This window comes from Variovorax sp. 01T432 (assembly GCF_056398605.1).
In genome coordinates, this window is the sequence record NZ_JBFTPS010000010.1 from 111,530 (window position 1) to 137,056 (window position 25,527).

At 63.2% G+C, this 25,527-nt stretch carries 23 protein-coding genes and 1 pseudogene; 7 read left to right on the forward strand and 17 right to left on the reverse strand.

From position 1 onward, the window contains the following. Positions 1 to 171 precede the first annotated feature (171 nt). The 3 genes from AC1DNF_RS10775 (at position 172) to AC1DNF_RS10785 (ending at position 2,013) form a co-directional block, all read left to right on the forward strand. On the forward strand, positions 172 to 669 hold the full coding sequence (locus AC1DNF_RS10775) for an RNB domain-containing ribonuclease (RefSeq protein WP_478148574.1): 498 nt from the start codon (positions 172 to 174) through the stop codon (positions 667 to 669). After that, the gene (locus tag AC1DNF_RS10780; protein WP_478148575.1) at positions 650 to 1,486 is read left to right on the forward strand and encodes an RNB domain-containing ribonuclease; all 837 of its coding nucleotides are present in this window, start codon (positions 650 to 652) and stop codon (positions 1,484 to 1,486) included. Before AC1DNF_RS10775 ends, AC1DNF_RS10780 begins: the two co-directional genes overlap by 20 nt. A gap of 164 nt (positions 1,487 to 1,650) precedes the next feature. Beyond that, positions 1,651 to 2,013 carry a double-stranded RNA binding motif domain-containing protein gene (locus AC1DNF_RS10785; protein ID WP_478148576.1) on the forward strand — a complete coding sequence of 121 codons (363 nt, stop codon included), beginning with the start codon at positions 1,651 to 1,653 and terminating at the stop codon, positions 2,011 to 2,013. Positions 2,014 to 2,508: 495 nt separating this feature from the next. Here AC1DNF_RS10785 and AC1DNF_RS10790 read toward each other — a convergent pair whose 3' ends face one another. Genes AC1DNF_RS10790 through AC1DNF_RS10805 form a run of 4 tightly spaced genes read right to left on the reverse strand, consistent with a single transcriptional unit; the run spans position 2,509 to position 5,853 of the window. Further along, positions 2,509 to 2,718 carry a Rid family hydrolase gene (locus AC1DNF_RS10790; protein ID WP_478148623.1) on the reverse strand — a complete coding sequence of 70 codons (210 nt, stop codon included), beginning with the start codon at positions 2,716 to 2,718 and terminating at the stop codon, positions 2,509 to 2,511. 6 nt (positions 2,719 to 2,724) lie between these two features. After that, a complete protein-coding gene (locus AC1DNF_RS10795; RefSeq protein ID WP_478148577.1) occupies positions 2,725 to 3,777 on the reverse strand; it encodes an isocitrate lyase/phosphoenolpyruvate mutase family protein in 1,053 nt (350 codons plus the stop codon). Positions 3,778 to 3,802: 25 nt separating this feature from the next. After that, the gene (locus tag AC1DNF_RS10800; RefSeq protein WP_478148578.1) at positions 3,803 to 4,987 is read right to left on the reverse strand and encodes an MFS transporter; all 1,185 of its coding nucleotides are present in this window, start codon (positions 4,985 to 4,987) and stop codon (positions 3,803 to 3,805) included. 2 nt (positions 4,988 to 4,989) lie between these two features. Beyond that, the gene (locus AC1DNF_RS10805; RefSeq protein WP_478148579.1) at positions 4,990 to 5,853 is read right to left on the reverse strand and encodes an SDR family oxidoreductase; all 864 of its coding nucleotides are present in this window, start codon (positions 5,851 to 5,853) and stop codon (positions 4,990 to 4,992) included. 135 nt (positions 5,854 to 5,988) lie between these two features. Between AC1DNF_RS10805 and AC1DNF_RS10810 the strand changes: the two genes are divergently transcribed. Further along, positions 5,989 to 6,936, forward strand: coding sequence for a GlxA family transcriptional regulator (locus AC1DNF_RS10810; RefSeq protein ID WP_478148580.1), 948 nt, complete (start codon positions 5,989 to 5,991; stop codon positions 6,934 to 6,936). Between the two features lie 120 nt (positions 6,937 to 7,056). Here AC1DNF_RS10810 and AC1DNF_RS10815 read toward each other — a convergent pair whose 3' ends face one another. From AC1DNF_RS10815 to AC1DNF_RS10870, 12 genes and pseudogenes are all read right to left on the reverse strand, one after another. After that, positions 7,057 to 7,458, reverse strand: coding sequence for a PIN domain-containing protein (locus tag AC1DNF_RS10815; RefSeq protein ID WP_478148581.1), 402 nt, complete (start codon positions 7,456 to 7,458; stop codon positions 7,057 to 7,059). Then, positions 7,458 to 7,679: an AbrB/MazE/SpoVT family DNA-binding domain-containing protein gene (locus tag AC1DNF_RS10820; RefSeq protein WP_478148582.1), complete on the reverse strand. Its 222-nt coding sequence runs from the start codon at positions 7,677 to 7,679 to the stop codon at positions 7,458 to 7,460. Before AC1DNF_RS10820 ends, AC1DNF_RS10815 begins: the two co-directional genes overlap by 1 nt. Before the next feature lie 396 nt (positions 7,680 to 8,075). Beyond that, positions 8,076 to 9,143 (reverse strand): CobW family GTP-binding protein, encoded by a 1,068-nt coding sequence (locus tag AC1DNF_RS10825; protein ID WP_478148583.1) that lies wholly within the window; start codon positions 9,141 to 9,143, stop codon positions 8,076 to 8,078. Between the two features lie 3 nt (positions 9,144 to 9,146). Then, positions 9,147 to 10,334 (reverse strand): thiolase family protein, encoded by a 1,188-nt coding sequence (locus AC1DNF_RS10830; protein ID WP_478148584.1) that lies wholly within the window; start codon positions 10,332 to 10,334, stop codon positions 9,147 to 9,149. A gap of 7 nt (positions 10,335 to 10,341) precedes the next feature. Continuing rightward, positions 10,342 to 11,760, reverse strand: a complete 1,419-nt coding sequence (locus AC1DNF_RS10835; protein WP_478148585.1) for an SDR family NAD(P)-dependent oxidoreductase — start codon at positions 11,758 to 11,760, stop codon at positions 10,342 to 10,344. After that, positions 11,729 to 11,902 (reverse strand): annotated as a pseudogene (locus AC1DNF_RS10840) (SDR family NAD(P)-dependent oxidoreductase); the annotation flags it as partial. The gene AC1DNF_RS10835 and the pseudogene AC1DNF_RS10840, both read right to left, overlap by 32 nt. A gap of 13 nt (positions 11,903 to 11,915) precedes the next feature. Beyond that, entirely contained in the window at positions 11,916 to 13,289 is a 1,374-nt protein-coding gene (locus AC1DNF_RS10845) for a phenylacetate--CoA ligase family protein (protein ID WP_478148586.1), read from the reverse strand. A 47-nt stretch (positions 13,290 to 13,336) separates the two neighbouring features. After that, positions 13,337 to 14,182, reverse strand: coding sequence for a hypothetical protein (locus AC1DNF_RS10850; protein WP_478148587.1), 846 nt, complete (start codon positions 14,180 to 14,182; stop codon positions 13,337 to 13,339). Positions 14,183 to 14,272: 90 nt separating this feature from the next. Next, complete coding sequence (locus AC1DNF_RS10855) at positions 14,273 to 16,333, reverse strand: hydantoinase B/oxoprolinase family protein (protein WP_478148588.1); 2,061 nt, start codon at positions 16,331 to 16,333, stop codon at positions 14,273 to 14,275. A 41-nt stretch (positions 16,334 to 16,374) separates the two neighbouring features. Continuing rightward, positions 16,375 to 18,600, reverse strand: a complete 2,226-nt coding sequence (locus tag AC1DNF_RS10860; protein ID WP_478148589.1) for a hydantoinase/oxoprolinase family protein — start codon at positions 18,598 to 18,600, stop codon at positions 16,375 to 16,377. Then, positions 18,597 to 18,983: an acetophenone carboxylase subunit beta gene (gene apcB, locus AC1DNF_RS10865; protein WP_478148590.1), complete on the reverse strand. Its 387-nt coding sequence runs from the start codon at positions 18,981 to 18,983 to the stop codon at positions 18,597 to 18,599. Before apcB ends, AC1DNF_RS10860 begins: the two co-directional genes overlap by 4 nt. Before the next feature lie 14 nt (positions 18,984 to 18,997). Continuing rightward, positions 18,998 to 20,968 carry a hydantoinase/oxoprolinase family protein gene (locus AC1DNF_RS10870; RefSeq protein WP_478148591.1) on the reverse strand — a complete coding sequence of 657 codons (1,971 nt, stop codon included), beginning with the start codon at positions 20,966 to 20,968 and terminating at the stop codon, positions 18,998 to 19,000. Between the two features lie 126 nt (positions 20,969 to 21,094). Here AC1DNF_RS10870 and AC1DNF_RS10875 point away from each other — a divergent pair, with 126 nt between their 5' ends. The 3 genes from AC1DNF_RS10875 to AC1DNF_RS10885 all read left to right on the forward strand — a co-directional run bounded on the left by AC1DNF_RS10875 (position 21,095) and on the right by AC1DNF_RS10885 (position 25,187). Next, positions 21,095 to 22,957: a PAS domain-containing sensor histidine kinase gene (locus tag AC1DNF_RS10875; RefSeq protein ID WP_478148592.1), complete on the forward strand. Its 1,863-nt coding sequence runs from the start codon at positions 21,095 to 21,097 to the stop codon at positions 22,955 to 22,957. Continuing rightward, positions 22,954 to 23,574 (forward strand): response regulator transcription factor, encoded by a 621-nt coding sequence (locus tag AC1DNF_RS10880; protein WP_478148593.1) that lies wholly within the window; start codon positions 22,954 to 22,956, stop codon positions 23,572 to 23,574. The genes AC1DNF_RS10875 and AC1DNF_RS10880 overlap by 4 nt, the downstream gene beginning before the upstream one ends. A gap of 1,166 nt (positions 23,575 to 24,740) precedes the next feature. Continuing rightward, a complete protein-coding gene (locus AC1DNF_RS10885) occupies positions 24,741 to 25,187 on the forward strand; it encodes a hypothetical protein (protein WP_478148594.1) in 447 nt (148 codons plus the stop codon). 87 nt (positions 25,188 to 25,274) lie between these two features. Here AC1DNF_RS10885 and AC1DNF_RS10890 read toward each other — a convergent pair whose 3' ends face one another. Next, positions 25,275 to 25,493, reverse strand: a complete 219-nt coding sequence (locus tag AC1DNF_RS10890; protein WP_478148595.1) for a GDCCVxC domain-containing (seleno)protein — start codon at positions 25,491 to 25,493, stop codon at positions 25,275 to 25,277. Positions 25,494 to 25,527: the final 34 nt, after the last annotated feature.

Sequence of the window (25,527 nt, forward strand, 5' to 3'; positions counted from 1 at the left end):
CAGTGTCTGCGAAGCATCAGAATACGCCCAGCCTATTTCATTTGCGCTGGACTATTAACGCGGTATACATTTGAGGCGCAACAATACCCGAAACGGTGTCGATCGTTTCTTCTTTTTTTTAGATCGCCCTCCGGTTCGGCTTCGGTATGGACCCCATACGAATACCCTTTCATGCACAACGACATCGCCCTGTTCACCATTGATGCGCCACACTCCCGTGACTTGGACGACGCGATTGGGGTCGCCCCGACGAACGCCGGCTGGATCATCCGCATCGCGATCGCGAATCCGTCTGCGGTCGTAGCGATCGGGGGTGCCGACGACCTGGCCGCGCGCAGGCAAGGCGCGACGATCTATCGTGGGCGCGACGCCGCGCAACCGATGCTGCCGCGCTCGATCTCCGGGGGGCAATCGACGCTTTCGGCTGGCGAGTCCCGATCAACGATGTTGATTGACCTCGAGCTCGACCATGCCTGCCGGATCCGAGAGACACGCCTATCCTTGGGCGAAATCACGGTGGCACAACGACTTTCGTATTCAGATATCCCGGCGATTGCGCACGACGAGACGCACGAGCTGCATCTGCCGATCGTTGATGGAATCGCGATAGCGCTCGGATTCCTGAAGCAGCGCCGCACGCGCAGCGCTCTTGCCGTCCTCGACCAGTAGCAGCTGCTGCTCACCGACGAGGACGGCCGCGTCCAGCACTACGACGCCGGTGAAATGGTTGCAGGAAATGATGATCGCCGCCAACGCCGCGGTCACCGAGCGCGCGGCCAAGAGCGATGTCCCCTTCTTATATAGATGCCACGAGCCACGGATCTCGGCGCCCCGCGGCCTGGCCGCTGCGGAATCGGTGGAGGCCTGGGTTGCGGGCGGACAGGCTTCATCCGCTGCCGCGGCCGATCGACTGAACCTCATTGCTCAGAGGGCGCGCTATACGAGCACCCTCACCGGGCAATACGGGCTGAACGTGCCCGCCTACGCTCACGTGACCTCGCCACTTCGGCGCTACGCCGACCTGGTTGCACAACGCCAGCTCATCGCGCTGATCCTGGAACTCCCCCTGCCCTACTCTCAGGATGATCTGACCTCGATCGGCGACGAGTTGCTCGCCGCATCCGAGGCGAATGATGCGGCGTCGTCCGAGTTCTCCAAGGCCCCATTGGTGGCCAAAGCACAAGCCGCAATCGATTCAGGCGCGCAGCATGCGCTTCGCGGTCTGGCCGACAACGAGCTGGGCCAGGCGGTGAAGGCCGGTCTGGCCGGCAGCTTCGCGCCAGCGTTGGTCCAGGAGCTGCTGCGCCGCATGGCGGCCGGCACATTGCCGGACAAAGTCTCGGTCCGTTTCATCGAGGGCCGCAGCTCTGTTCCCCCTGATATTTCCTCGGGATTCATCGCCATGGTGGCAGCCAAGCCCGCGAGCGCAGCTTCCCTCCTCAACCATGCGCGCGCGATCAGCGCGATCACGGACTTCGCCATTTAGTTCGAGGAGATCGCTCCCAGGCAAGGTGCCACGAGCCCGTCGTTCCGAGCGACAGCAACCATGCGCGACACCGAACATGGAGACGTTCTTCAGGCCGCCGCCCGGCGCCACTCGAAAGAAAGGGAGCGGAGCAGGCGGCCGCCCTCCTGGCGCTGTGTGACTTCATGAACGTCACGCGCCCGTTGTCCGGCGGCGAGGACGGAGTGTCTGCGGAGCGCGAAGGTCCGACTGATTCGTCGGCGGCCGCCGCCAAGCCGCTTCTCCCGAACGCCAAGGGTGCACTGCTTGAGTACTGCCAGAAGAAGAAGCTTGGGACGCCGGCATTCACGAGCACCTCTAACAGGCCCTCGAACGCACCGGCCTTCGTGTGCATTGCCGAGCTCAAGACCCGCGATCGCGCCCTGAACGCGCGCTCTCCTGGAGCTTCGACGAAGCGCCAGGCCGAAGTCCTCGCCGCGGAGGCGCTGCTCGAGCAGCTTCTGACCCTGAGCGTTGACGACCAACATGAGAATCCGCCAGCCCGGTGAATGCCAGCCAGCGAATCCGCGGCTGAGGCCTCCCCCGCGCCTCACCTCGCCTCGGCACATTGTTGCGGTTATTGCTTCGCCGCGAAACAATGATCGAAACAATCGACTGTTGCATGCTGCTGACACGCCACCGATGCGCTCCGCCGTCGCCCGCCAGGGCCGTCCACTCCTAGAGGGATGATCCTGGCCGGATTTGCCCTTCTGAGTTCCTCCACAGTTGTCGCACTTGCTAACGCGGGAAAATCAACAGCTTGCGAGGGTCGTTTTCAAATCTGCACCGCTCGGTTTTTCAAAGTTCCGCGGGCGGACAGGTGCAGCGAGCATCCAACGGCCGCTTTTCCAGGCCCCGTTGCCGTCCGCTGTAGACCCGGTTCGGGCCCTTAGCGGAAGGCCATCATCGCTCCTTGAACGACAGCAGTTCCAGCGAGAGCAGCCCGATCCGGAGACGGTGTGCCGCCTCCCACTCGAGCAACGACAAAAGCAACGAGGCGCGTTCTAGGTCGGCATCCCGGAGCGAGCGGCGACACAGTCCACTTCGTTGTCGAAGCGTCCTGGCCACGCCGGCACGCAGACGAATATGCGCGCCGGCGGATGGCGAGGAAAGTACCTTGCATAGATCGCATTGACGGCCGCGAACTTGTCCACTGACGTGCAGTAGACGTTGCACTTGAGTTCGTTGTCGAGCGAGCTGCCTGCGGTCTCCAGGCAGAGCTAGAGCTGCTCCATCACCAGCTCCGTTTGCCGTTCGATCGGTGCATCCACCACTTCGCCGGTTTCCGGATCGAACGGCGGCAGCCCGGAAACATAGATCGTGTCGCGACTTCGCGTGACCACCGATGTCGGTGCTTTCCACCGCTCGAGATAGGTGGAGAGTGGCTCGACCCGAACAACGTCTATCGACATCGCGACCTCCGCCATTACGGCACGGGAACACTTCGTGGCCCGCAGAAACACTGGCGATCCGCCGAACAGACTCTGGAGATCGAAGTACGCCGTCGCGTCCCCGACCAGCTCGCCGCTGTCCAGGAAGTGTCGGGTCTTCAGCGCCGCCTGCGCCCAGACGCGCGCAGAGATGCCAGACCCGGCGCTGAGCCGTCGCACACCCGCCGCCTCGAGCCGGTCCGGCTCCGGCAGACCCTCCCAGGCCAAGACATTCAGTGGGAGCTTGGCGCGTCCGGCGATGTCGCCGATCTCGGGCAACGCCGTGATCGCCGGGACAAACAGCCCGTCGGCGCCCGCAGACGCATAGAGTTTTGATCGACGCAAGACCTCCTCCACACGCCTGGAACGCTCGGCCAAGCCGGCAAGGTAGACATCGGTGCGGGCGTTGACGAAGAGTTTCATTCCCCCCTTTGTCAAGGCATCCTTCGCGGCGCCGATCTTGCGGGCCAGCAGGTCAGCAGCCTCGGCCCCGTCTTCGAGGTTGACGCCCACGACCCCGCTCTCGGCCAACCGGACAATCAGCTCGGCGACCTTCGCGGGATCGGAAGAGTAGCCGCCTTCGATGTCGACGCTCAAGGGCACTTTGATCACTCTCGCGATGCTCTTGCTGACCGAGAGCACCAGGCTTGGCGGCATCTGGTTGCCGTCGGGGTAGCCCGCGGCCCACGCGACACCTGCGCTGGTCGTGGCAATGGCCTTGGCACCCAGGCGCTCGATCACGCGGGCGCTGCCCGCGTCCCATGCGTTGGGGAGGCGCAGCAAGCCGTGCTCATGCGACGCGCGAAAGGTTTCGAAGCTCGACGGGTGTGCGGTGATGGACACGAGAAGATCCTTGTGGGTCGTGTGATTAGGAACGAACCGGTTGCATGGCCACCAGCGAGGCCGCAGTGCGTTGCTCCTCGATTCGCCGGCCCGCCATGTGCGATGTGAAGATGGCCAGCACGAACACGCCGACGCTCAAGAAACTCAAGTAGTGGGCGCCAAGCAGATGAATGCCGACCGCGCCGAGGATGCCCGCGGTCGTGACACCCAGGTACGTTGCGGCGGTGTTCAGGCCGAGGAGGACGGGCGCGATGGCGGGCGCCACGGTGACGAGCCGGTACTGCTGCGGGCCTTGAATCCCCCAGCCCGTCGCGCCCCATACCGCGATGGCCAGCACCGCCGACCACAGCGATGCGCTCGTCCAGGGCAGGAACGCCATGTCGCCCGCCTGGACGACCAGCACCAGCAGCATCACTTTTGTCGGGCTGGTCTTGTCCAGGACGCGTGAAAGGGCGATGTTCGTCGCGGTACCGCTCACGCCCCAGACCACCAACAGCGCGCCGAACACGACGGCGTTGGCCAGGACGCGGTCGAAGACCACCGAGAAGTAGACGTAGACCAGGAAGTTGCCCGCCATGCCCAGGTAAGTGGTGATCAGGGTCCATCCGATGCGCGAGTCCTGCAAGGGAGCCAGCCGGGCCTTCAGCCCGATCTTCGGCGGCAGGGGCACGTGGTGGAGCAGCGCCATGATGCCGAAGCCCGCGGCAAGACCGACGGCCGAGACGAAGTACATCGTCCAGCGCCAGTCGCTGAGGCCGCCGAGGACCGTTCCGATCGGCGATCCGAGCGCCGTCGCCGCGGTGAGACCGGCGACGATGATGGCGATCGCCTGGCCGCGCCGCTCGGGAGCCACGATCGTTGCGCCGGTTCCGGTCGCGGTCGGTGCGTACATCGCGGCGCCCAGTCCAGCGAAGACGCGAGAGATCAACGCGATCGTGAACGTGGGCGCGAGCGCGGTGGCGAGGTTCGACAGCACGAACACGCTCAACGCCGCAAGCATCAACTGCTTTCTGGGGACGTTCCCCGCGATGGCAGCGATTGTCGGCGCCAGCAGCGCATAGGCAATCGCGTACACAGTCGTCAACTGACCCGCCATCGCGATGTCGACGTTGAAGGTGTGCGCGATCTGCGGGAGCACGCCGGCGACGACGAAGGTGTCGGTCCCGAGCGCAAACATTCCGAGCGCCAATACCAGGAGTCGCTTGTCCATGGTCAGACCTTCAGCCTGCTCAGCCCGCCCATACCAATGCCGTCGATGAGCTGCTGCTGGATCGGCGTCAAGGCGACGTTCACGTCGGCGGCCCCGAAAGGATTGCCGACCACCACCCGGGCAGGGCGCTGCCCTGGCGGCGTGTCGACCAGCCGGACCAGCGCGGTCGCCACGTCATGCGGATCGGGAGCTTCGGCGCTGGTGAAGATGCCCTGCAGGAATGCAACGAACGCCTTCGGAAAAGCGGCCACCTCGCCGTACTCGTTCGCCCGTGTCCCGTCCGCAGGGCTCGGATGCGCGTAGAGGCCGGTGGGATAGGCGCTCGGCTGGATCAGGACGACATCCACGCCGAGTTGCGACAGCTCGTAGCGGTACGACTCCGTCATCGCTTCGACGGCGTGCTTCGAGGCGCCGTAGAGGCCCACGAAGGGGATCGTGACGCGTCCCAGGATCGAGCCGATGTTGACAATCAGCCCGGCCCTGGCCCGGCGCATAGCAGGGAGCACGGCACGTGTCGTGCGCTGGATGCCGAGGACGTTCACGTCGAACATGTCGCGCGTCTGCTCTGTCGTGATCGTCTCCGAGATGCCCTGGACCATCGAGCCTGCGTTGTTGACGAGCACGTCGAGCGTGCCACCGGCTTTTTCTAGCACGGAGCTGAAGGCCGCGTCGACACTGGCGTCCCGCGTGACATCCATCTCGACGAGGTCGATCCCCTTGGCCCCGAGTTCCGCCGCCGCGTCACGGTTGCGCCCGGCCGGATCGCGCAAAGTTCCGAACACGCGATGGCCGGCGGCCGCCATCGTGAGAGCGGTGTCCTTGCCGAAGCCGTTGGAGACACCGGTGATAAGAATTGTCTTTTGCATGGTTTGCTTTCGATGAAGAGGCGCCGAGGTCGATGAGGATGTGCGTCATCGGTATCGACAGGACCTAATCATGGCGATAGACTGCTATGGCGTAAACGTCGTATTTCCTTCAATTCAAGCCATAGAGGCAATCCAATGATTCGCGTGGGTGTGGTGGTCTATCCGGGGTTCCAGCTACTCACGCTGGCCGTCGTCTCTGTGTTCGAGTACGCCAACATGTCGCTCGACCAGCCGCTTTACACGCATGACGTGCTGTCAGAGCAGGGCGGGCCGGTCGCGTCTTCCTGTGGGGTGGAAATCGGCACGAAGCCTTTTGACGGTGCGCACTACGACACCGTGCTGGTGGTGGGCGATACCGTGGTGACGGAGGGTTCGCCTGCGTTGCTGGCCTTCCTGCGCAAATCAGCGCGGCGGTCGCGTCGGATTGGTGCAGCCTGCACCGGTGCTTTCAATCTGGCCCAAGCCGGGTTGCTCGACGGCAAACGCGCGACCACACATTGGGCTCACGTCGGCAAGATGAAACGCAATCACCCGGAGGTGAGGCTGGAGGAGGACAGCATCTTCGTGCAGGACGGCAGCGTCTGGACATCGGCTGGCGCGACGGCATGCATCGATCTGGGCCTGGCGCTCGTCGAGGAGGACTGCGGCGCCGACGTTGCCAAGTTCGTCGCCAAGCGGATGGTGGTGTACCACCGGCGCATGGGCGGCCAGTCGCAGCATTCCGCCATGCTCGAACTGACGCCCCGAACCGACCGCATCCAAAAAGCGCTCGAGTACGCGAAGAGCCATCTGGTGAACGAACTCTCGGTGGAAGAACTGGCGAAGGCGGCGCATCTCAGCCCGCGCCAATTCGGCCGGGTGTTCAGGGAGGAGACCGGGCAGACCCCGGCCAAGGCCATCGAACGTCTGCGAACCGAGGCAGCGCGGCTCATGATCGAGTCCCAGCATCTGCCCATCGAGACCGTCGCAAGGGACACGGGCTTCGGTGACCCCGACCGCATGCGCCGGGCGTTTCTACGCGCGTACGGACAGCCGCCGCAGGTGATCCGGCGGGCGAATCGGACCGAGGCGCGAGAAGCTTAGATCAACGCCTCGTTGAGGTTGTTCTTAGCAAGCGTAGCCAGCGTCTTGGTTGGGCCAGAGCGGCCATTGGTCGGCAAGGATCCAACGACTGCAACTGGCCGGATGCCGCCTATTGCTTGGTCACCGACCCATCAACCGCGCGCCGCTGACCTTGGCTGCGCGCTTGTCGAAGGTCCACAACGGTGATTCGCCCGCCTGTGCCGCCAGGGCGATGTGCACGCAGTCGGCAAAGTCGGCCGTACCGTTGCGGTACAACTGCAACGCGACTTCAAGCGCACGCTCCGACTCGAAGGTCAGTTCGGCCGCCGAAAACAGGCTCGACAGCGCCTCCATTACTTCGTCCTTGGCGTATTCGAAACTGGCGCGCAGAACCCACTCGAACTCGAGCGTGACCGTCGCCGGCACGAAGAGCGTCTGTCCCTCGGCTACGCACTTGCGGATGAGTCGCCGCGCAGCGGCCAGCTGTACTTCGTCATCCTGCACGACGTAGCGGACCAGGACATTGGTGTCGAGCGCCGGCATCAGCGCCAGGCGTTCATCTCTTCGACGCCAACGCGCCTGCCCTTCGGGGCCTTCAGCATGCCGGCCATATCGAGGATGGACTTGGTCTTAGCTCGAACGATGATGGTGCCGTCTGGCATCACGGACCAGACCAACCGGGTTCCGGGCTTGGCATGCACGAGCGCCCTCACGTCGGCGGGAACCGTGGTTTGCCCCTTGGCGGTGATGGTGGACTCTGCCATAGCTACTCCTTACCTAGAGCTAAATTGTAATGCATTGCGGCCGCGGTGAGGCGTACTCTCCGCGAACTGCATCGGCCTAACGAAGGTCCGTACATGGATGCCCCCGAATATGCCAGGCATTCAGTTGATGATGAGGTTCGATTGCACCCGTACATTCGGACTTTCGCTGCGGCTTTCGCCGCTGTCCCTGATGGGGTCTGCTGGTCGGCTCCTCAATCGCAATTTCGCACTCGAGGTGCTGCGGACCTTGTAGGCTTCGCCGACCACGGTCTAACTGAACCTGCAATGCTTCGAAGCGGTCGTTGACACCGGCAGTACGGCCAACCGGCGATCCGCCTAAACCTACTCAGATAAGGCGGACGCCTCAATCTGCACCGTCATCAACTTGGGCGCGAATCAGTGCATGGCTGAGTTCGGCGCGTTGGACGCACTCTCACAGGCCTCCAGTTCATGCTGGATCCAAATCGGTTCCAACGCCTGGCCAATGAAGACCAGCACCGTTCGCTTCGGCTCAAAGGCGCGCCACATCGTGCCACCGGCGATCTGAATAAGGCTTTGCACGCCTTGAACCACCAGGCGCGGTCGTTGATTCTCTGCGTAAACAACGCCCTTGTAGCGCCACAGCCTCGCGCCATACCGCTCCTGAGCTGCATCGAAAAAGGCGTTCAAGCGGTCCAGATTGAGTGCGGTCGCCGACTCGAACACACAGGAAACAATGTCTTCCGTGTGAACAGGCGATGCGACGTTCCGCAGGCGAGGCGACGCAGCGCCCGTCAGCGGTAGCATCCGGGCCGTTAGGCGTTTCAACTCATCGGGCGCGACATAGTCCAAGCTGTAGCCGCTGGCGTCGAACAACAGGCCTAACAGCGCGGGCATTGAAGCGTGATGCAGGTCGATCGGCAGCATCTGGGCGCGCGGATTCATATGGGCCAGGTTCTCGCCGAGGGCACCTTGCTCCCCTGGCGCAGCCAGATCGCATTTGGTGAGCAAGATCCGATCGGCGTAGGCCACCTGCGCGCGGTTCTCGACCTGATGCAATTGGCCTGCGCCGTGGACAGCATCCACAAGGGCCACGACGCCGTCCAGATGGTAGCGCGTGAGGATCGCCGTCTCGGCGAGAAACGTCTGGATGATGGGGCCTGGATCGGCGATGCCGGTCGTTTCGATCAGTACGCGGTCGAATACGAACTCGCCTTGGTCGCTGCGCTGTGCCAGTTCGTGCAGCGCACGCGCCAGGTCGCCGCGGACGCTGCAGCAAAGGCATCCGTTGGCCAACTGGATCACGGCTTCGTTGTTCTCGGTGACCAGAAACTCGGCGTCTACGCCGACGGCACCGAACTCGTTCTCAATCACGGCCAGCCGCTGGCCATGCGACTCCTGGAGGATGCGATTGACCAGGGTCGTCTTGCCGCTGCCGAGGAATCCGGTGATGACTGTAACGGGCGTAGTGATGCGCGCGGCCATACTTCACTCCGCGCTCAGCACCAGCGCAGCGCCCGTGTCACCCGCGGCGCAGCCAGTGAAGAGTCCGATTCCGCCACCGGCTTCGCGGAGAGCGTGCACCAACTCGATGATCGAGCGCAGCCCGGTCGGTCCCTGCGGGTGGCCGAAGATCAGGCTGCATCCATAAGGATTCATCCGGTCAAGCGCGTAGCCTGTCTGCTGCGCGAACCAGAGGTCGTTGACCGCGAAAGGATTGTGTGTCGTCACGAACTTGAGCTGGTCGAAGCCCACGCCGGCACTCGCCAGTGCACGTTGCGCGGCCAGGGTCGCCGCCTTCGGCATGCGGCCCTTCTCGGCGCGCGCGAAGCCGGCAGCCAGCAATCGGACGATCCCTTCGCCTTGGGCTAGATCGCTGGCCCTCGCCTGGCTGCACACTACGGTCCCAGCGGTGCCATCGGCCGGGTGGGTCTGCGAGCCGAAAGTCGTTAGTCCATCCGAAGTCACTGGCTTCAACGCGGCAAGGCCTTCGGCGCTGTAGGGGTGCACGCCTTCGTCGGCCTCGACCACCAACTTCGTCTTGCCCTTTGCGATGACCACCGGCTGCATCCAATGACGCTGAAACGCGCGGTTGTCCGCCAACGAGCGCTGGTATTGCGTGTAGCGCAGCAGCGTGAGGTCGTCCAACGCGCTGCGCGTCATCGCGCCGTCGCGCGCCACGGCCTCTGCTGTCTGGACCATGGCCTCGCCGGTCCACGGATCGGCGGCGAAGCTGTCCAGCACCCAATGCTCCGTTGCAGGCGCCCCGCCCGCCGCCTGCGAGCGCGGATAGACGAGCAAAGGCCCGTTGCTCGTGCGGTCCGACGTCACCACCAGGGAAGTCGTCTCGCGATCGACCTCCACCGCCTGCGCAGCCGCGACGAGGCACGCCACCGACGTCGCGCAGGCCTGCGCAATGTGCGGCCCGCTGACGCCGGTCATGCCCAGACGTGCTGCGACCCAAGGCGCACCATAGAAACTCTGCGCCTGCGGAATCGTCGCGCCGAGCACGATTTGGGTCACGGCGCCCGTATCGAACTGAACCTTCAACAGGGCGTCACGGGTGACCGCGACCGCCAGGTCCAGGCTTGACACGTCGGCAAGACTGCCCTGCCACCGCACGAACGGCGAAGACCAGAGGTGCCGGGCGCTGAGAAATGCGTTCTCGAATTTCATGATCGGCTCAATGTCGCACCATCCCGCCATCCACGGCGAGAGTCTGGCCGGTAATGAACGCGGCGTCGTCGGACGCAAGGAAGGCCGCCGCCCCGGTCAGATCCGAGGGCACCTGTAAGCGCGGGATCGACTGCAGCATCTGCGGAAGCACCTCGAACATCCCCGCGAGCGGGGAGGCCTCGGTGGTTGCTGTTCTCACGAGGCTTGGCGCAATCGCATTGACCGTGATCCCGTGCGGCCCGAGTTCCGAGGCGAGCGCTCTGGTGAATCCGATGTTCGCGGCCTTGGTGCTGATGTAGTGCGTGTAGGCATCGATCTTGAGCCAGAACACCGTCGAGCTCATGCTGATGATGCGACCCCATCCCTTCTTCTTCATGCCGGGCACGGACGCCTTGCTCATCAGGAGCTGCGAATCGACGTTGATCTCGAAAGTGCGCTTCCATTGTTCGAAGCTGAGGTCCTCGAACGGCGTCAGTGGGTAGATCCCGACGTTGTTGACCAGGATGTCGCAGCGCCACAACGACGAATGCACTTGGTCAGCAAAAGCCTGGACTTCGGCCGGCCTGGACGTGTCGCACTTTATCGAGAGAAACTTCCGGCCTGCTGCCTTCACTGCGCCCTCCGTGTCGCTGGCGGAGCCAATGTCGGCCACCGCTATGTCGGCGCCCTCCTGGGCGAAGCGCGTCGCAATCGCCTGCCCGATGCCTGCGGCGCCGCCGGTGACGACGGCGACTTTGGACTTGAATCGTTCGCTCATATCTGTCTCCTTTGTTCGTGAATGAAGCTCGCTTGGCCATGCAGCCGCCGTCCGCCACCAGCATGAGGCCGGGGTGTAGCTCGACGCGTCAGAGGCCAGGTAGAGCGCAGTGCCCTTCATTTCGCTGGCTTCGGCGACGCGGCCCATCGGGCTGAAGCCCGCGATCGCCTGCACGAACTCGGGGTCGTCGTACGCGCCGCCCGCCAATCGAGGGCGGAAGAATCCGGGGCAGATGGCGTTCCCCTGAATGTTCGTCGGCACGTACTCGAGTGCAAGCTCGCGTGTCAGATTGACCACCGCACCTTTGCTCGCGTTGTACGCGGGGATCGGGAAGACACTTGACGCGGCGGCAAGGCCCCACATCGAAGCGACGTTGATGAGCTTGCCGCGATTCTGGTGCGCCATGATCTTCAGTGCGGCGCGATTCGTGTAGAACACGCCCGTCAGATTGATGGAGACAACCGTGTTCCAGTTCTCCGTCGGATAGTCGTGGAGAGGTTGCGGCGCAGGATCGGCAATCCCGGCGTTCGCGAAGGCGATGCCCACCTGGCCAACCTCCTTGTCTGCTGCATTGAAGAGCGCGGTAACGTCGCGCCTCGCGTGTGACGTCGCATTTGACGGCCAGTGCCTTGCGCCCAAGCTGACGCACACGCTTGGCAGTGCGTTCATTACCTTTTTCGTCTATGTCGCCACAGACAACGTCTGCACCAGCCTCCGCCATCGTCTCGGCGAACTCGTATCCCAGTCCGTTGCCGGCGCCGGTAATCACTGCGACCTTGCCTGTCAGGTCGAACATCTTCATTACGTGCATCCTTTTTGGTTTCTCAACCGCCAGCGCGCACGGCCAGCAGGGAGTTCTTGTAGACACTTCTGGGCAAACTGCCCGACTCGAGTACCGTGATGGCGACGCGCACCTGTAGCTGAGCGCGCACCTCGTTCTCAATGGCCTGCACGAGGCCGGTCGCCTGTGCAAAGTCGAATCCTGGTACCACCTCGATGTCAACCGGAATGGCATCGTCGAAGCGCACCTGATCCTTGTCGTCCTTCCAGATTCGCAGCATCGGCTCCACCGTTCCGGCAAAACGCTTCGAGATCAGGTCCCGTATGGAGGTCGGGAACACGTTCATGCCCTTGTAGATCAGCATGTCATCGGTACGGCCGATGCAGCGAATGCGCGGGCTGGTGCGGCCGCATGCGCATCGATCAACCCCGCAGACCAGCGCGTGGTCGCGAGAGCGGTATCGCACCAGGGGTGTTGCGTCGCGCGTGAAGGCCGTGTAGACGATCTCACCTTTCGCGCCCCGCTCCCATGGCAGCCGGTCGCCGGTAGCAGGATCGATCAGCTCGATGGCCACGTACTTCTGTGCATTGAAGTGCATTCCGTCGTGCGCCTGGCATTCACCCCACATAGCGGAAATCACATCGCCGAGGCCCATCACCTCGCGCAGGTGGCTGATCTGCAGTCCGTTCGTGATGCGCTCGCGGATCTCGGGCTGATTGAGCCCGGGCTCACCGCCGCACAACACTTTGCTGAGCCTTGACGGGATACCGGTCTCACGTCCGACCTCATCCCACTGCTCGCTCAGGTACAGTCCGAAGGAGGTCGTGGCCAGCAACGCAGTAACGCGCAGCCGACGCATCTCGCGCAGTACCCGGTCGGTGGGAAACCCGCCGAGCCAGCAAAGGGTCGCGCCGATGCGCCGAAATCCGTCTGCATACGGGAGGCCGCCAGCCACCATAGGCAGACCGACCAAGTGAGCCACGACGTCATCGCGGCGAAGGCCCGCAGTGAACCAGGTATTGGCGATCGCATCCGCGAATGTCTCGACATCTACGGCGGTCAAGCCGTAGTACAGCGGCGCGCCCGTCGTGCCGGACGAAGCGATGACCTGAACGATCTCCGGCGTCGGAGCGCCCTGATTTCCGCCCAGAGGCTGCAGGTCGGTGGCGTCTGCCTGGGCGCCTCGGACGTGTTCCTTCATCGTGAAAGGCAGAGAGGCCAGGTCACCGAAGCGGCCCAGCCTGACGGACTTGGGCACATCCGCATACAGCCGCGCGTAAAGGGCCGATCGCTCGCGCAGCGGACCGAGCATGGCTTCTATCTGCGGCACCTGCCAGCGCTCGACCTCGGCCCAGGGCCTGGTTTCCAGCGCCTCGTTCCAGTACCTTGTGGCGGTCGGGTGGTAAGTTGATGACAAGTCAGGCTCCCGTGGTGGTGTCGTTCATGGACGTCGTCGACAGCCCTTCAGGCCGCTTCGCGCACCCGTTCCATTTGCCCCACCAGCTCGGCCAGCCCGAAGGCCGCCGGTACCTCGCCCGCAGTCGTGATCAGGCGCGCATGGCCCGCTTGCGTGGGAAGGGTCGGCCAACTTGAGGGATCGTCCGGCCAGAGCTGGGCATGCGGCCTGGTGGCGGGCTGCAGCACTGCGCCCGGGGCGACACAGGGAACGGCCTGCGCCGGCCAGGCCATCCCGGCCTGGTCGCCCGAGAACACCAGCAGCGGCGGGACGCGGTGAAATCGGGCCATGTTGCCCGCCGTACCCAAGGCATCCTTCCAACAGTCCTCGTCCGCACCCGGTCGCAAGGTCTCGTGCAATTGGAGCAAGTGGACTCCGGCCTCGCAATACATGCGAATCAGGCCGGCCAGCAGGTGGCCGACAAAGTCGTACAGCGCCGCGGAACTCTGTCCGTCGCATCCCGCGGCTCGCATTTGCGAGACCAGGGTGGCGGGCCCCGTCAATGCCACCGCGATCACCGGCTCGCTCGCGTCGGCACCGGCGAACTGCCGAACTGCATCCACCGACGCAGCCAAACGGGACGAGCGCAACAGCGCGCCGGGTTCAGTATCCAGCGCGGCAAGGTCGAGAGAGGTGCCAGCCACCTGGCGAGGTGGCCAAGCTCCGCCGTCCACGCCGCCGCCGAGTGCCTCGAGCTCCATCAGGGAAGGTACTGCGCAAGTGACCGCTGGCAGGGCGAGCATTCGGCGTAGTTCGGAGAGGTTCTTCCGGAGCTTGGTGGCATCAACCACCATGTCCCGAACCCCTATTGCGTCTATTTGAGCGGCAACGCCGTACAGCAGCGGCGCGAACATCGGATCATGCGCCTTGCCCACACCGCGTGCCAACTCCTGCAGGCGGCGGCGCCACACTGCTCCAGTGACTGGTTCCATGGCGTCTTCCGCTCAGGCACGCAGCAGCGGCGTCACGATCCGGGCGTCAGGCCACGAGCCGTAGTACAGCAAGATCTCGTCCGCCGGCTTCAGCGTGTTCCAATGCTTCTCGAACTCGGCATAGGGCACGCCACGCTTCTTGCGCGCCGCTATCTCTCCGGTGCGCAGCTCTTCGGTGGCCGCGAGATCGACGCGACGGCCGTCTTCGTTCCAGATCACCTTGTAGACCTGCTTCGCCGTGCCGGGCGTGATCAGGCTCTTCTCGATGTCGACTCCCACGGAAGCCGGATCACGTTCCAGCGAGTCGCCATAGCCCGTACCGCCGGTCGAGAAGGCGAAAGTGATCACGTCGCCGTCGTTGTACGGCCGAACTGAACGGCCCTGGAACTCGGTCTCGTAGCTGCCGCCCACGCTGCGGTTGACCAACAGGTCCTGCACATCCATCTTCAGGCCTTCGTCGCCTTCCATCATGAGTTGCTTGACGTTGGCACTGCGGATGCCGATGCCGGGCACGGTGCAGGGCGAGTAGCCGCCGAACAGCGGCTGCGGCGTCTGCAGCTTCGAATTGTCTGCGATCGCCATCATGTACACCGCCGGAACATGGTGCGTGACCCACATCTGCGCGGTACCGACGCCGCCGCGGTACTTGCCGTGACCGCAGGAGTCCTTCCAGTGATTGGACAGTGGCACGAGCAACGGGAACTCGTTCTCCACGGTCTCGGTGTTGGGCGCCCGTCCGAACACGCACCACGGGAAGCCGAAGGCATCCATGCCGTCCTCGGTCGGGCGCGCGCCCTGGCCCTCCGTGTTGATCGAGTAGGCCAGCATGTCGGCGAAGAATGAGCCCCACTGATTCTGGCCGGCCAGCACGAGCGCGTTGCCCCCGTTGCCCATCGAGGCTCCGGACTGCTTCCAGAGAGAGGTGGAGAACATCGCCTTGGCCGCGCAGTTGTGCACCGCGCTCATCACGCCGGTCGAGATCATCACCGAGCACGAGGTGGCCGCCCGCGCGTCCGGAGACAGGCAGGTGTTGTGGCCGAACTTGAAGTCGATGTTAGCGAAGGTGCCATTGGAGATCGGCAGGGCGTGGAACAGATACTCGTAGATGTAGTTCGAGAAGTGCGCGATCGCCGCTTGCGGGTGTGCGTTGTACGGCGATGGTGTCTCGGGCCCGGTCTCCGAAAAGTCGACCAAGATACGGTCACCCTTCTTCTCCATCGTCATGAAGCAGGAGCGCACCAGGCCCTGTTTCAGGCCGACGGCGTCCTGGAAAGTCACGCAGCGGTACTTGCCGTCAGGCCACAGCTCGATGATGTCGCGGGCGCCGGCCTCGGCCACCTGCAACATCTTGCGGAACAGGCCCATCAGATAGTCGGGTCCTTCGCGATCGCACAGCTCGACCAGGCGAGTGCGCACACGGTCGGCGGTGGTGCAGCGAGCCTTCAAGTCGACGGCGATCATCGAGGGCGCGCGAATGCCGAATGCCACGAACATCGAAACGATGTCCTCGCGCAGTTCGAAATTTTCCCCGATCTTCATCGGCGGCAGGTTCATGCCCTCTTCGAATCGTGTCGTCGCCGAAACCGGCATGCCGCCCGGCTCGATCGCACCGGTCTCCGTCGTGTGCACCAGCGCTGCCGTCCACGCCACCAATTTCCCCTCGTAGAAAACCGGCATGCAGACCATCTGATCGGGGTTGTGCACGCCGCCGTACACGGCGTCGTTGGCGAACCAGAGATCGCCATCCTTGATGCCGGGCTTGGTGCCGTACGTCGCCATGATGTACTTGATGATCAGCGGCGGAATGACCGCATGAAGGTAAGTACCGCACGATCCGTTCACGATGTCGCCTTCGGCCGTCATGATTGCCACGAGCGAGTCGCCCGCGACGCCCATGGCGCATCGGCAGGAACGCACGAAGACGTCCATGCCTTCGTCCAGGATGTCATTGGTGCGCTGGAATCCGATCTCGAATTCAGCGGCGTCGATCTGCGCAGCCAGTTCGAGCTCCCGCGCGCTGGCGGGCGCCGGCTTCAGCCAGGTGAGTTTCTGCTCAAGGGTGGGAATCGCCATTTTCGTCTCCGTGATGTGTTTGAAGTCTTGAGAGCGTTCGTTCAAACGCTGACGGTCACAGCGGCGGCACCGACCTTGCGTCGCGCCGCGGCGGCCATGATGGGTTCCAGGATGCCCAGGCCGTGCTTGTCGATGGAGAACCGTTGGCCGGGCGGAATCACGATGGTGGTGAACTCGGCCTCGGCAATGGCTGGCCCATCGACGACGTTTCCAGCTTGCATTTGCTCGAACACGTAGATCGGCGTATCCGCCCAGGCCTTGGTCTCGGGCCAGTAGGCCTTGCGATGGCCCGACAGCGCCGCCGAAGGGTCCGATCCCTGCATCGCATACTCGGGAACCTCGGGTTTCCATGTGGGCACCGTCACGCGCAGCACGAAGTTGTCCAGGAACACGCCACCGGGCTTGTTGACTACCAGCGGACTGAAGGCCTCGGAGAACTCCTTTTCGAACTCGTTGTAGACGGCCAGTGCATCTGTATCCGATTCGAGCCGCAGCAGTGGCGAACTGGCGCGCTTGACGTTGACCTGCCCGCCATAGAGCATGTCGAGCTCGAGTGAATAGACCGCCTCGTCAACGTTCAAACCCTCCGACGCGATCTCCTGGCGTGCCTTGTCGATGAGCGCTGCGACCGTGCTGTTGAAGGCCTCGCGGTCGATCACGATTTGCTCGGTCAATGGCTGCATGTACACCATTCGCCGCGACTGCTCGTACATGTGCACGATGTCCATGATCGACGAGCCCATCGCGCAGAACACCGGCGCTGCCGGAAAGACAACGGCCTTGGGCACGTCGGCCTTGAACCCTGCCATGTGCGTCGGACCGGCGCCGCCAAAGGCAAACAGCACGAAATCTTCGGGATGGTAGCCACGCATGTGCACCTCGCGCTTGATCGCGCCGGCCATGTTCTCGTCGACCACGCGGCGCACCAGCGCCGCGGCTTCCACCACTTCGATGCGCATTGGTTGGGCTATCTTTTCGCGGATCGCACGTTCAGCCTTGGCCTTCGACAGCGGCATGCGGCCGCCAAAGTAGGTGTCGGGATTGATGTATCCCAGCACGACGTCAGCATCGGTCACCGTCGGCTCCGTGCCACCCAGGTCGTAGCAAGCCGGCCCGGGCATCGATCCCGCGCTGCGCGGGCCGACCTCGAGACGCTGCCCCGCCTTGTCGACCGAGGCAATCGAGCCACCGCCCGCACCGACCGACAGGGTCTGCATCATCGTGACATTGACCATCCACTTGTCGATGACCGGCCGGAAGGTGTAGTTGCGCACGCTGCTTTCCACCACCAGGGCGACGTCGAAGCTGGTGCCGCCGACGTCGCCGGCGATCACGTTCTTGAAGCCGAGCTTCTTGGCGAAGTAGGCCGAACCCATCAGGCCGGCGACAGGTCCGCCGTTGAAGGTGCGCGAAGCGGGGGTCTTGAAGATGTCGGCGCTGCCACCCGAGTTGTGGATCATCAGGAACGCACCGCGGTAGCCCTTCTCGCGCAGCTTGTCCCAGGTCGCGCCAATGTCGTTCTGCATGGAGCGCTGCAGGTAGGCGTCCAGCACCGCGGTCATCGTGCGCTCGTATTCACCGATCTTGGAGACCACGGAATGGGACATCACGACCGGCACGAAGCCGATGTGGAATTCCTTGTACTCTTCACGAATGATTTCGCGCACTCGTCTCTCGTGCGACGGGTTCATAAAGCTCCACAACAGCGACACCACAATGGCGCGCGCGCCGCGGTCCATCAGCAGCCGCAGCTTGCGACGAACGTCCTCTTCGTCGAGCGGACGAACGATGTCCCCTTTCGAATCGACGCGCTCGCGCACACCGACGATCAAGCCGCGCTCGAGCAGGGGCAGTGGCTTGTTCTGCACTGCGATGTTGCGGCGTTCGGACACGCGTTGGCCGTCTGTCCATTGCGCGCCCTTGCCGATGAGGATCGCGTCTTCGTGGCCTTCGGTCGTGATCAGGCCGATGCGCGGCCCCTGGCGCTGCAGCAGGCGGTTCAGCGCCACGGTTGTGGAGTAGCGGATGATGTCGATGCGTGGCAGCAGTTCCTCGACCGTCAGTCCGAGCTTGTCGCTGCCGGCCTCCACCGTGTTGAGGAAGCCGATCGACAGATCGTGCGGTGTCGTCGGGCACTTCGCGATGATGCGCTCACCGTCGATCGTGATCACCATGTCGGTGAATGTGCCGCCGACGTCGATGTCGATGGAGTTCATCGCCGTGCCGGCGGAGATTTGCGCATTGGATTGCTTCTGGACGGTGCTCATGCTGCGACTCCCTCGGGCTTGGCCAGCTTCCCGGCCTTGATGACGACGCTGCCGTTGGCCAGGCGTGCCTTCAGGCTGTCGATGTCCACCTCGATGTCCACTGTGATCGGGTGGCCGGGCGGCAGGTATTCGGTTTCGATCTGGCGCGCGCACCCCGGGCAGTAAAACTCCACGATGCGCACCCATTCGGGGTCGGGCGCGAAGGTGTAGTCGCCGTCGATCACCGGGTTGTGAATCTCGCGTGGGTCACGTTCGGCGACCAGGCAGCCCTTCTTGTAGCTTTCGCGCGCCGAGATCAGCCTGGTTCCGCAGTCGTGGCAATACCAGTGCTCGTCGTTCAGGTCGAGGTCGAGATACTCAGTGAATCTGATTCGCTCAATCATGTTCGTCTCCTTGCTTATTTGGCGTGCCGCATCTCGGCGTTTCCGTAGTCATCCACTTTCAGTGTCCAGCCAGCCGGTATGGGACACGTCAGCGTCGCGCCGTTGATGACAGCCGGTCCGGCGACCACGTCGCCGACATTCATGGATTCCCACCGCAGCACAGGTGTCGCCTTCTCGCTGGAACCATCGAAGCGCATGGAGCGGGATCCGGCAGCTTGGCTGACAGACTTGTCTTGTCGCCTGGAAAGGCCGTGCGAACCCACGGACATCCTGGTCGTGAGGCGAAGCAGCAGCAGCGGCTTCTTGGCCGTGGCACCGGCTGCCTTCAACCCGTCGCACAGAGCTCTTGTCAGCGCTTCGCCGGTGCCGAGTGCAATTTCGGCACGAACGCTGGAGACGTCGTCCTCGCTCTCACCCAGCTCCAATTCCCAGGTGAAGCTCGCCTTGGACGCCTCGAAACCCTCGCCGGCTAGGTCCCGCACGGCTTGCGTCTGGATCGAGGCCGCCAATTGACCGTGCGATGCATCGTCCCATCTGCCCGAGGCGCCGCGCTCGTACACATGCACCACGTCGGAAATGGCGGAGCCGAAGGCGCTGAACACAGGCCCCAGGTTGAAGGCGTATGCAACCGGAATGTCGAGCTTCCTGGCAACGAACGCCGCAAACATCGGGCCGTTGCCGCCGAAGCTGAACAACGTGGTGTCCTTGGCGTCGAGCTTGGCCTCGTCGAGCGTCGCGCGCAGCAGCTCCGCCATCATCGCGACCGCTTCGTCGCGAATCGACAATGCCGCAAGCTCGACCGACATCTTCAAGGGCTGCGCGACGTTCTTTTCGATCGCGGCACGTGCCTTGTCCACCTGCAGCTGGCGCCTGCCGCCGAGGAAGTTGCTCGCGTCAAGGTAGCCGAGCACCAGAAGCGCGTCCGTCAGCGTGGCCCGGCTACCGCCCAGGCCATAGCAGGCCGGACCGGGAGCCGCCCCCATGCTGTCCGGTCCAAGGGTGATGAGGCCATTCTTGGCGCGCGCGATGGAGCCACCACCCACCACTGCAGAGCGCAGCATCGCAAACGACGACTGCACCGGCACCTCCATCAGCTCTCCGCCGCGCTGGAACACCGGCGTGCCATCTCGGATGATGGATGCCTTCGTGGTGGTGCCGCCAACGTCGAAGCAGACGACGTTCTTCAGGCCGTAGGCGCGTGCCATGTATGCGCCGCCGAATGTGCCGAAGACAGGGCCCGATTCGATGGTGTCGACGGCCTTTGTCTTGCCGATGCGCGCGACCCCGCCGCTGGTGTGTCCGATCAGCAGAGGCCCGTTCCAACGGTGCTCATCGCGCAGCAGATCCTCAGCCTTGAAGAGTGAGTTGGCCAATTGGGTGTGGGTGTAGGCGTTCATCAGCGAGTAGTGCACTCGCGTCTGATCGTGGCGCAGCGGCGCCATCTCGCTACCCAGCAGCACGGGCACTGCGCCAATGATGTGATCCGGATATTGATCCTCGATCACCTCCTTGATGTGTCGTTCGGCGTTGTTGTCCGGGAAGCTGTCCTTCAGGCAAACGCAGATGCGGCGCACGCCTGCTTCGAGCAACTCCTTCACGCCAGCAAGGATCTCTCCTGAGCTGGGATTCTCGGAGAGGCCGATCACGCTGCCGGCGCCGATCAGCTCGTCGACCACCGGCGACCGCGCGTTGCCGTAGAGCGTCTTTTCGCGGCCCGCGCTCACCAACAGGCCCACCTTGGAGCCGCGGCGTTCGCCCAGGACATTGGTCGTGATGGTGGACGACCAGCGGATCAGGCCGACCTTGGCAAGCAAGGCGGCGACGTCGGGGTACCGCAGTGTCTCGGCCGCCTCGGTCAGGCAAGCGAGAAACGAGACGGTGTAGTCGTGAGGGGTAGTGTCCACCTTGAATGAGTGGCGCGATTCCCCATCGGAAACAAGCGCGTCAGTCATGGTTCCACCAGTATCGATGTCGATGGTGAGCATCGGAGTCTCCAGTTCTGTTCGTTGCAGCATTCGCCCGATTCAATGGGATCGAGTGGGGTGGATGCTAGGAGCCGAACGATCCTGTGCCATCGGCAACGAATCCCTACGAACTAAGCAAAACACGTAGTGCAGTGCAGCATCAAAACTGTGCTCGAGACCGTCGCTGCGAATGGCGCCACGGGACAGCCGCCGATTCGCCCCCGGACGACACCTAGGGAAAGTCCCTACCCAACTTGGAGGTTCAGAATTCAGCATCGCCAGCCGCGGGACGTTCCCCGATCAACAACCCGAACACGCGTGTCCATCGATCTGCCCATACCGTCCGACGTCGCCAGCCTGCGTGGCCACGACTTTCCCTACGAACTGGTGCTCAACAACACCATCGTTGGCGTGAGCTACATGCGCGAGCGACGCTTCATCTGGGCCAACGCGCGGATGAACGAGATCTTCGGGTACGCAGACGGGGAGCTCACCGGCTGCCCGGTACGTATCCTCTACAGCACGGAGGAGGACTACGCGGACGTGGGTCGCCACTACGCTCGATTCGCGCGCGACAACAACAGCTACACGCACGAACGCGCGATGGTGAAGAAGAATGGCGACACGCTGTGGTGCCTTATTTCCGGACGCATGATCGATCCTGGCGATCCGCACTCTCCGTCGGTGTGGGTCGTGCAGGACATCAGCGCGCGCAAGCAAGTGGAGAACCAGCTCAAGCGGGCAAACCAACGGCTCGAACAGGCCGTCGAATCGCGCACCCAGAATCTGCGTCGCAGCAACGACGCGCTTCGCGTGGAGATGGAGCGGCGGCGCAGCATGCAAGCGGCTTCGGTCGAGAGCCGCGAGAAGTACCGCGCGCTTTTTCGACATCTGCCGCTCGGAATTCTCGTGACCAGCGCCAACGGCGAAATCGTCGAGATCAATCGTGCAATGCAGCGCCTCGTCGGCGCCACCGCCTACGCGGTGTTGGCGCCAACCCTGGACGATGAGGAGCGCGTGGTTCTTGGGCCCGAGAATTCGTGCTCGTTGCGGTCGTTCATCCACGACAGGACGCCCGCTGACGGGCGGCGCGTGGAGCGCAGCCACATGAGCTGGCGTGGTCGAAGCGGCAAGGTGAGCGAGTTCCAGATGGTCGCCTCGCGCTTGACGAGCCACGGCCTTGGTGCGGTGTTCACATTCGAAGACGTGACCGAGCAGCACCGCGCACGCGAACGCGAGCATGAACAGCAGCTCGCGCTGGCTCACGCGATGCGACTTTCATTGATGGGGCAGTTCGCTTCCGCGCTGGCGCACGAGCTGGGCCAGCCTTTGAACGCATGCGAGAGCTACGTGGCCGGAATCCGTCTTCGGCTGAGCGAGGAACTGGCGGACCGGCCGGACGTGCAAGGCGCACTGGCGCAGGTTTCGCTCCATCTCGAGCAGGCGGGTCAGATCGTCCGCAACGTTCGCCGCTTCGTCGGGCGGCACGAACCCGAGTTCGAACCGCTGGATGCGCGCGAACTGGTCATGCAGACGCTGAATCTGTTGCGGGTGCAACTCGACGCCTCGGGATGCATTGTCGAGGTGGACGCGCCGGACGACTTGCCGATGGTGCAGGCGAACCGGGTGGAGATCCAGCAGGTCCTGGTCAATCTCGTGGTCAATGCTATCGATGCCATGGAGACCAACGCGCCCGCACAACGCCATATCACCTTGCGCGTGCAACGCGAAGGCAAGGCGATGCTGGGCATCCAGGTGACAGACAACGGGCTCGGGGTCGCTCCGGAGTTGATGGAGCGCATCTTTACGCCGTACTTCACGACGCGCAAGGACGGTCTTGGCATGGGTCTGATGATGTGCCGCACGATCGTCGAATCACATCAAGGCACGATTCGCTGTATCAGTCCGCCCGGCTGTGGCGCCACCTTTCGCTTCACGCTACCGATCGTCCCGCAGAGGCCCGCGAAAACCAAGGGCGGCAACATCGAGAACGCGGGAGCGGTTCCATGAGCCAGCCCGCCGCCGTCACCGTATTTCTCGTCGACGACGAGCCGGACGTCGCAACCGCGCTGGTCTGGCTGCTCGACTCCGTGAAGATCAGCACTTGCGCTTTGCCCTCTGGGGCCGCCATGCTGGAAGCGTTGAGCACGCTCAACGGCCCCGCCTGCGCGGTCCTTGATCTGCGCATGCCCGAGATGAGCGGACTGGAACTGCTTCAACGCATGAATGAGCTGGGCCATCGAATTCCGGTCCTCTTCCTGAGCGCGCATGGCGATGTGCCGGCGGCGGTCAACGCGATGCAACTTGGCGCCATCGATTTTCTGCAGAAGCCGTTCAATTCCCAGGCATTCCTCAACAGCGTGAACCGCGCTATCAAGCTTGCGCGTGAAGTCTGGGAGCAGCGCACCCGTGAGATCAACGTCGAATCGTTGCTGGCGCGGCTGTCGGATCGCGAGAAGGATATTCTTCGGACTCTTTTGCTTGGGCAGACCAGCAAGGAAATCGCACGAACGCTCGGCATCAGCCCAAAAACCGTTGACGTGCATCGCGCCAATGTGATGCGAAAACTCGAGGCAGCCACATACCGGGATTTGGTGAACAAGCTCCGCGGAACATTTGCGCCTTAGCGCTTGCCATCGCACGGCTTGCTACGCGGAAGCTTGACGAACTGGCGCGTCAATGTCGGCTTGCAACCCTAGACCGGCCATAGGGGGCGGATACGCGACTGACCTGTCCTGGCGGACTGTAGCCTGTGGCAGTCACCGGAGCTTCGGACCCATAAGGGCGTACATGTGAATTGCAGACGTTCGCGAATGACGCTCGCGCCGATGAAAGCATCCGCGCGAACACTGCCGATGCTTACCATGCCAGCTCTAATTGTTCGGAACTCGAGGCCGGAGCAGTGAACAGCGCCCGCGGCACAGCAACAGCATTCATGGTCCAGTAGCCTTCAACTCGCCGGCGAGGAGCTGGCTTGGGAAAGACATCAAGGCACACGCCATTGACGACAGCGAATACGTGGCCCTTCACTTTGAAGATGTAGCGACCAACGGACAAATCGCGAACAAGTTGGGCAACCGCGGGCCGCATTGCTGGTCGCCGACTAAGGAAGGACACCCACGTGGCTCCTTCGTGGTTTGCATACGCCGCACGCACTGCGCTGGGCCGCATTATTCTGCGCGGGCGCCGGCCAGCGTCGGCACAGATTTTGTGTGCCTGCAGGTAGGACATGCCGGTGCTCAATGCCAGGGCCCGAACCGCGCAATCCAATTGTTCGTCCAGGCCCGATGCGTCGCGACCAGCATCGGACGTGATGTAGCTACGTATCATGACGAATCAAGAATTCTTCTCGGCCGTTGGAACAGGTTTCCGCTTCTGGCCGCATTCTGCCTTGCATGCGTCCATCAAGAACAGCGGCCATCGCTCCCCGACACTGAGCGGATTGGGTAGAACCCGCACGCCAAACAGGCTGTTCATCCCATGTAGGGCGACGACCCCTCTCAATTCCATCAATCCAACCCCGCGCGCGTCGAGCAGAGTTGATAGCCGGGAACTGGGGGGCTCGCGCAGCCGAACACGCCGCACAGAAGTGCTGGGCTACCACCCTACTGGCTCGCGGCGCCGGGCGTCGCGCTCGGCATTGGTCGGATTCTGCTTCGGCGCCCGTGGCCCTCTGCTCACGGGCGAGCTACAAGAATGCGACCCTCTGCCGATATCCCATGAAGCCCCGGCGAGATCCCACGAGCTGGGCCAACAACCAAGACGACTACAGTCAGACAGCACCTGAGGCCAAATGAGCATCGCAAACAAAGCACTAGTGATTTCGCTACCCGTCATCGCCCTCGCCGCACCCGCTCTGGCTGGCGCCGAAATCGTGGGGGAATGGAATCTGAAGGTCGAGCCCGGTAGCTTCGTACGCTCCAGTAGCATGGTCGGGCTCAGAAACGGCCTTACCTATGGCAAGCTTGTCCTGTTCCAGAGTTCCAACGGTGCCTACAGCGTTCGCATGCAGGGCACGACTGTCGATGATTGCTTGAACGTCGAGGTGCCCGCCGAAGTCACCAAGTCAGCCTCAACCACGACCATCATCCCTGGAAAGCGATTTCCAAGCTGCCCGCTGCTGCGCCTCGAAGTCAATAACGATGGCTCGGGCGGAAACGTGCAGATGAATGTCGGAAAGCGGGGCGCAGTCGCATGGGTTCTGGACGAAGACCATTCATACGGGCTGACACCGCGCTAGTCACTGGGATGCTTAGGCCAAGCACAACATGCGGGGCCCCAACGCCTATGTTCCTGATGTGCCGGAGGCGCCCTGCAAGCGAGCGCCTCAGCATGAGCGACAGGGAGGCTGGCTAGCTTGGATTGATGGGCACTTGTTCGTGACGTACGAACAGAAGGCGCAGCAGTCGCCCTTCTTTGGATGCAGCACCTGCCCACAGTTCTCACACTCGTAGAACCACTGGCAAGCATCCACGCGCATCGTCTCTTCTTTCACGTGATCGCACTGCGGGCAGGTGATGGTTGACAGCATTGCAACTTCGCTCATTTCGCTGAACCTGCCCTCCCTTTCGACAAGGGTT

Excerpts from the sequence above, each read along its gene's own strand:
- AC1DNF_RS10860 (WP_478148589.1), bottom strand. The coding sequence starts at position 18,600 with ATGAGCACCGTCCAGAAGCAATCCAATGCGCAAATCTCCGCCGGCACG.
- AC1DNF_RS10850 (WP_478148587.1), bottom strand. The coding sequence starts at position 14,182 with ATGTTCGCGCCGCTGCTGTACGGCGTTGCCGCTCAAATAGACGCAATA.
- AC1DNF_RS10855 (WP_478148588.1), bottom strand. The coding sequence starts at position 16,333 with ATGGCGATTCCCACCCTTGAGCAGAAACTCACCTGGCTGAAGCCGGCG.
- AC1DNF_RS10805 (WP_478148579.1), bottom strand. The coding sequence starts at position 5,853 with ATGCAAAAGACAATTCTTATCACCGGTGTCTCCAACGGCTTCGGCAAG.
- AC1DNF_RS10885 (WP_478148594.1), top strand. The coding sequence starts at position 24,741 with ATGAGCATCGCAAACAAAGCACTAGTGATTTCGCTACCCGTCATCGCC.
- AC1DNF_RS10880 (WP_478148593.1), top strand. The coding sequence starts at position 22,954 with ATGAGCCAGCCCGCCGCCGTCACCGTATTTCTCGTCGACGACGAGCCG.
- AC1DNF_RS10835 (WP_478148585.1), bottom strand. The coding sequence starts at position 11,760 with ATGAACGCACTGCCAAGCGTGTGCGTCAGCTTGGGCGCAAGGCACTGG.
- AC1DNF_RS10825 (WP_478148583.1), bottom strand. The coding sequence starts at position 9,143 with ATGGCCGCGCGCATCACTACGCCCGTTACAGTCATCACCGGATTCCTC.
- AC1DNF_RS10870 (WP_478148591.1), bottom strand. The coding sequence starts at position 20,968 with ATGCTCACCATCGACATCGATACTGGTGGAACCATGACTGACGCGCTT.
- AC1DNF_RS10815 (WP_478148581.1), bottom strand. The coding sequence starts at position 7,458 with ATGCCGGCGCTCGACACCAATGTCCTGGTCCGCTACGTCGTGCAGGAT.
- AC1DNF_RS10785 (WP_478148576.1), top strand. The coding sequence starts at position 1,651 with ATGAACGTCACGCGCCCGTTGTCCGGCGGCGAGGACGGAGTGTCTGCG.
- AC1DNF_RS10830 (WP_478148584.1), bottom strand. The coding sequence starts at position 10,334 with ATGAAATTCGAGAACGCATTTCTCAGCGCCCGGCACCTCTGGTCTTCG.
- AC1DNF_RS10820 (WP_478148582.1), bottom strand. The coding sequence starts at position 7,679 with ATGGCAGAGTCCACCATCACCGCCAAGGGGCAAACCACGGTTCCCGCC.
- AC1DNF_RS10800 (WP_478148578.1), bottom strand. The coding sequence starts at position 4,987 with ATGGACAAGCGACTCCTGGTATTGGCGCTCGGAATGTTTGCGCTCGGG.
- apcB (WP_478148590.1), bottom strand. The coding sequence starts at position 18,983 with ATGATTGAGCGAATCAGATTCACTGAGTATCTCGACCTCGACCTGAAC.
- AC1DNF_RS10775 (WP_478148574.1), top strand. The coding sequence starts at position 172 with ATGCACAACGACATCGCCCTGTTCACCATTGATGCGCCACACTCCCGT.
- AC1DNF_RS10890 (WP_478148595.1), bottom strand. The coding sequence starts at position 25,493 with ATGAGCGAAGTTGCAATGCTGTCAACCATCACCTGCCCGCAGTGCGAT.
- AC1DNF_RS10810 (WP_478148580.1), top strand. The coding sequence starts at position 5,989 with ATGATTCGCGTGGGTGTGGTGGTCTATCCGGGGTTCCAGCTACTCACG.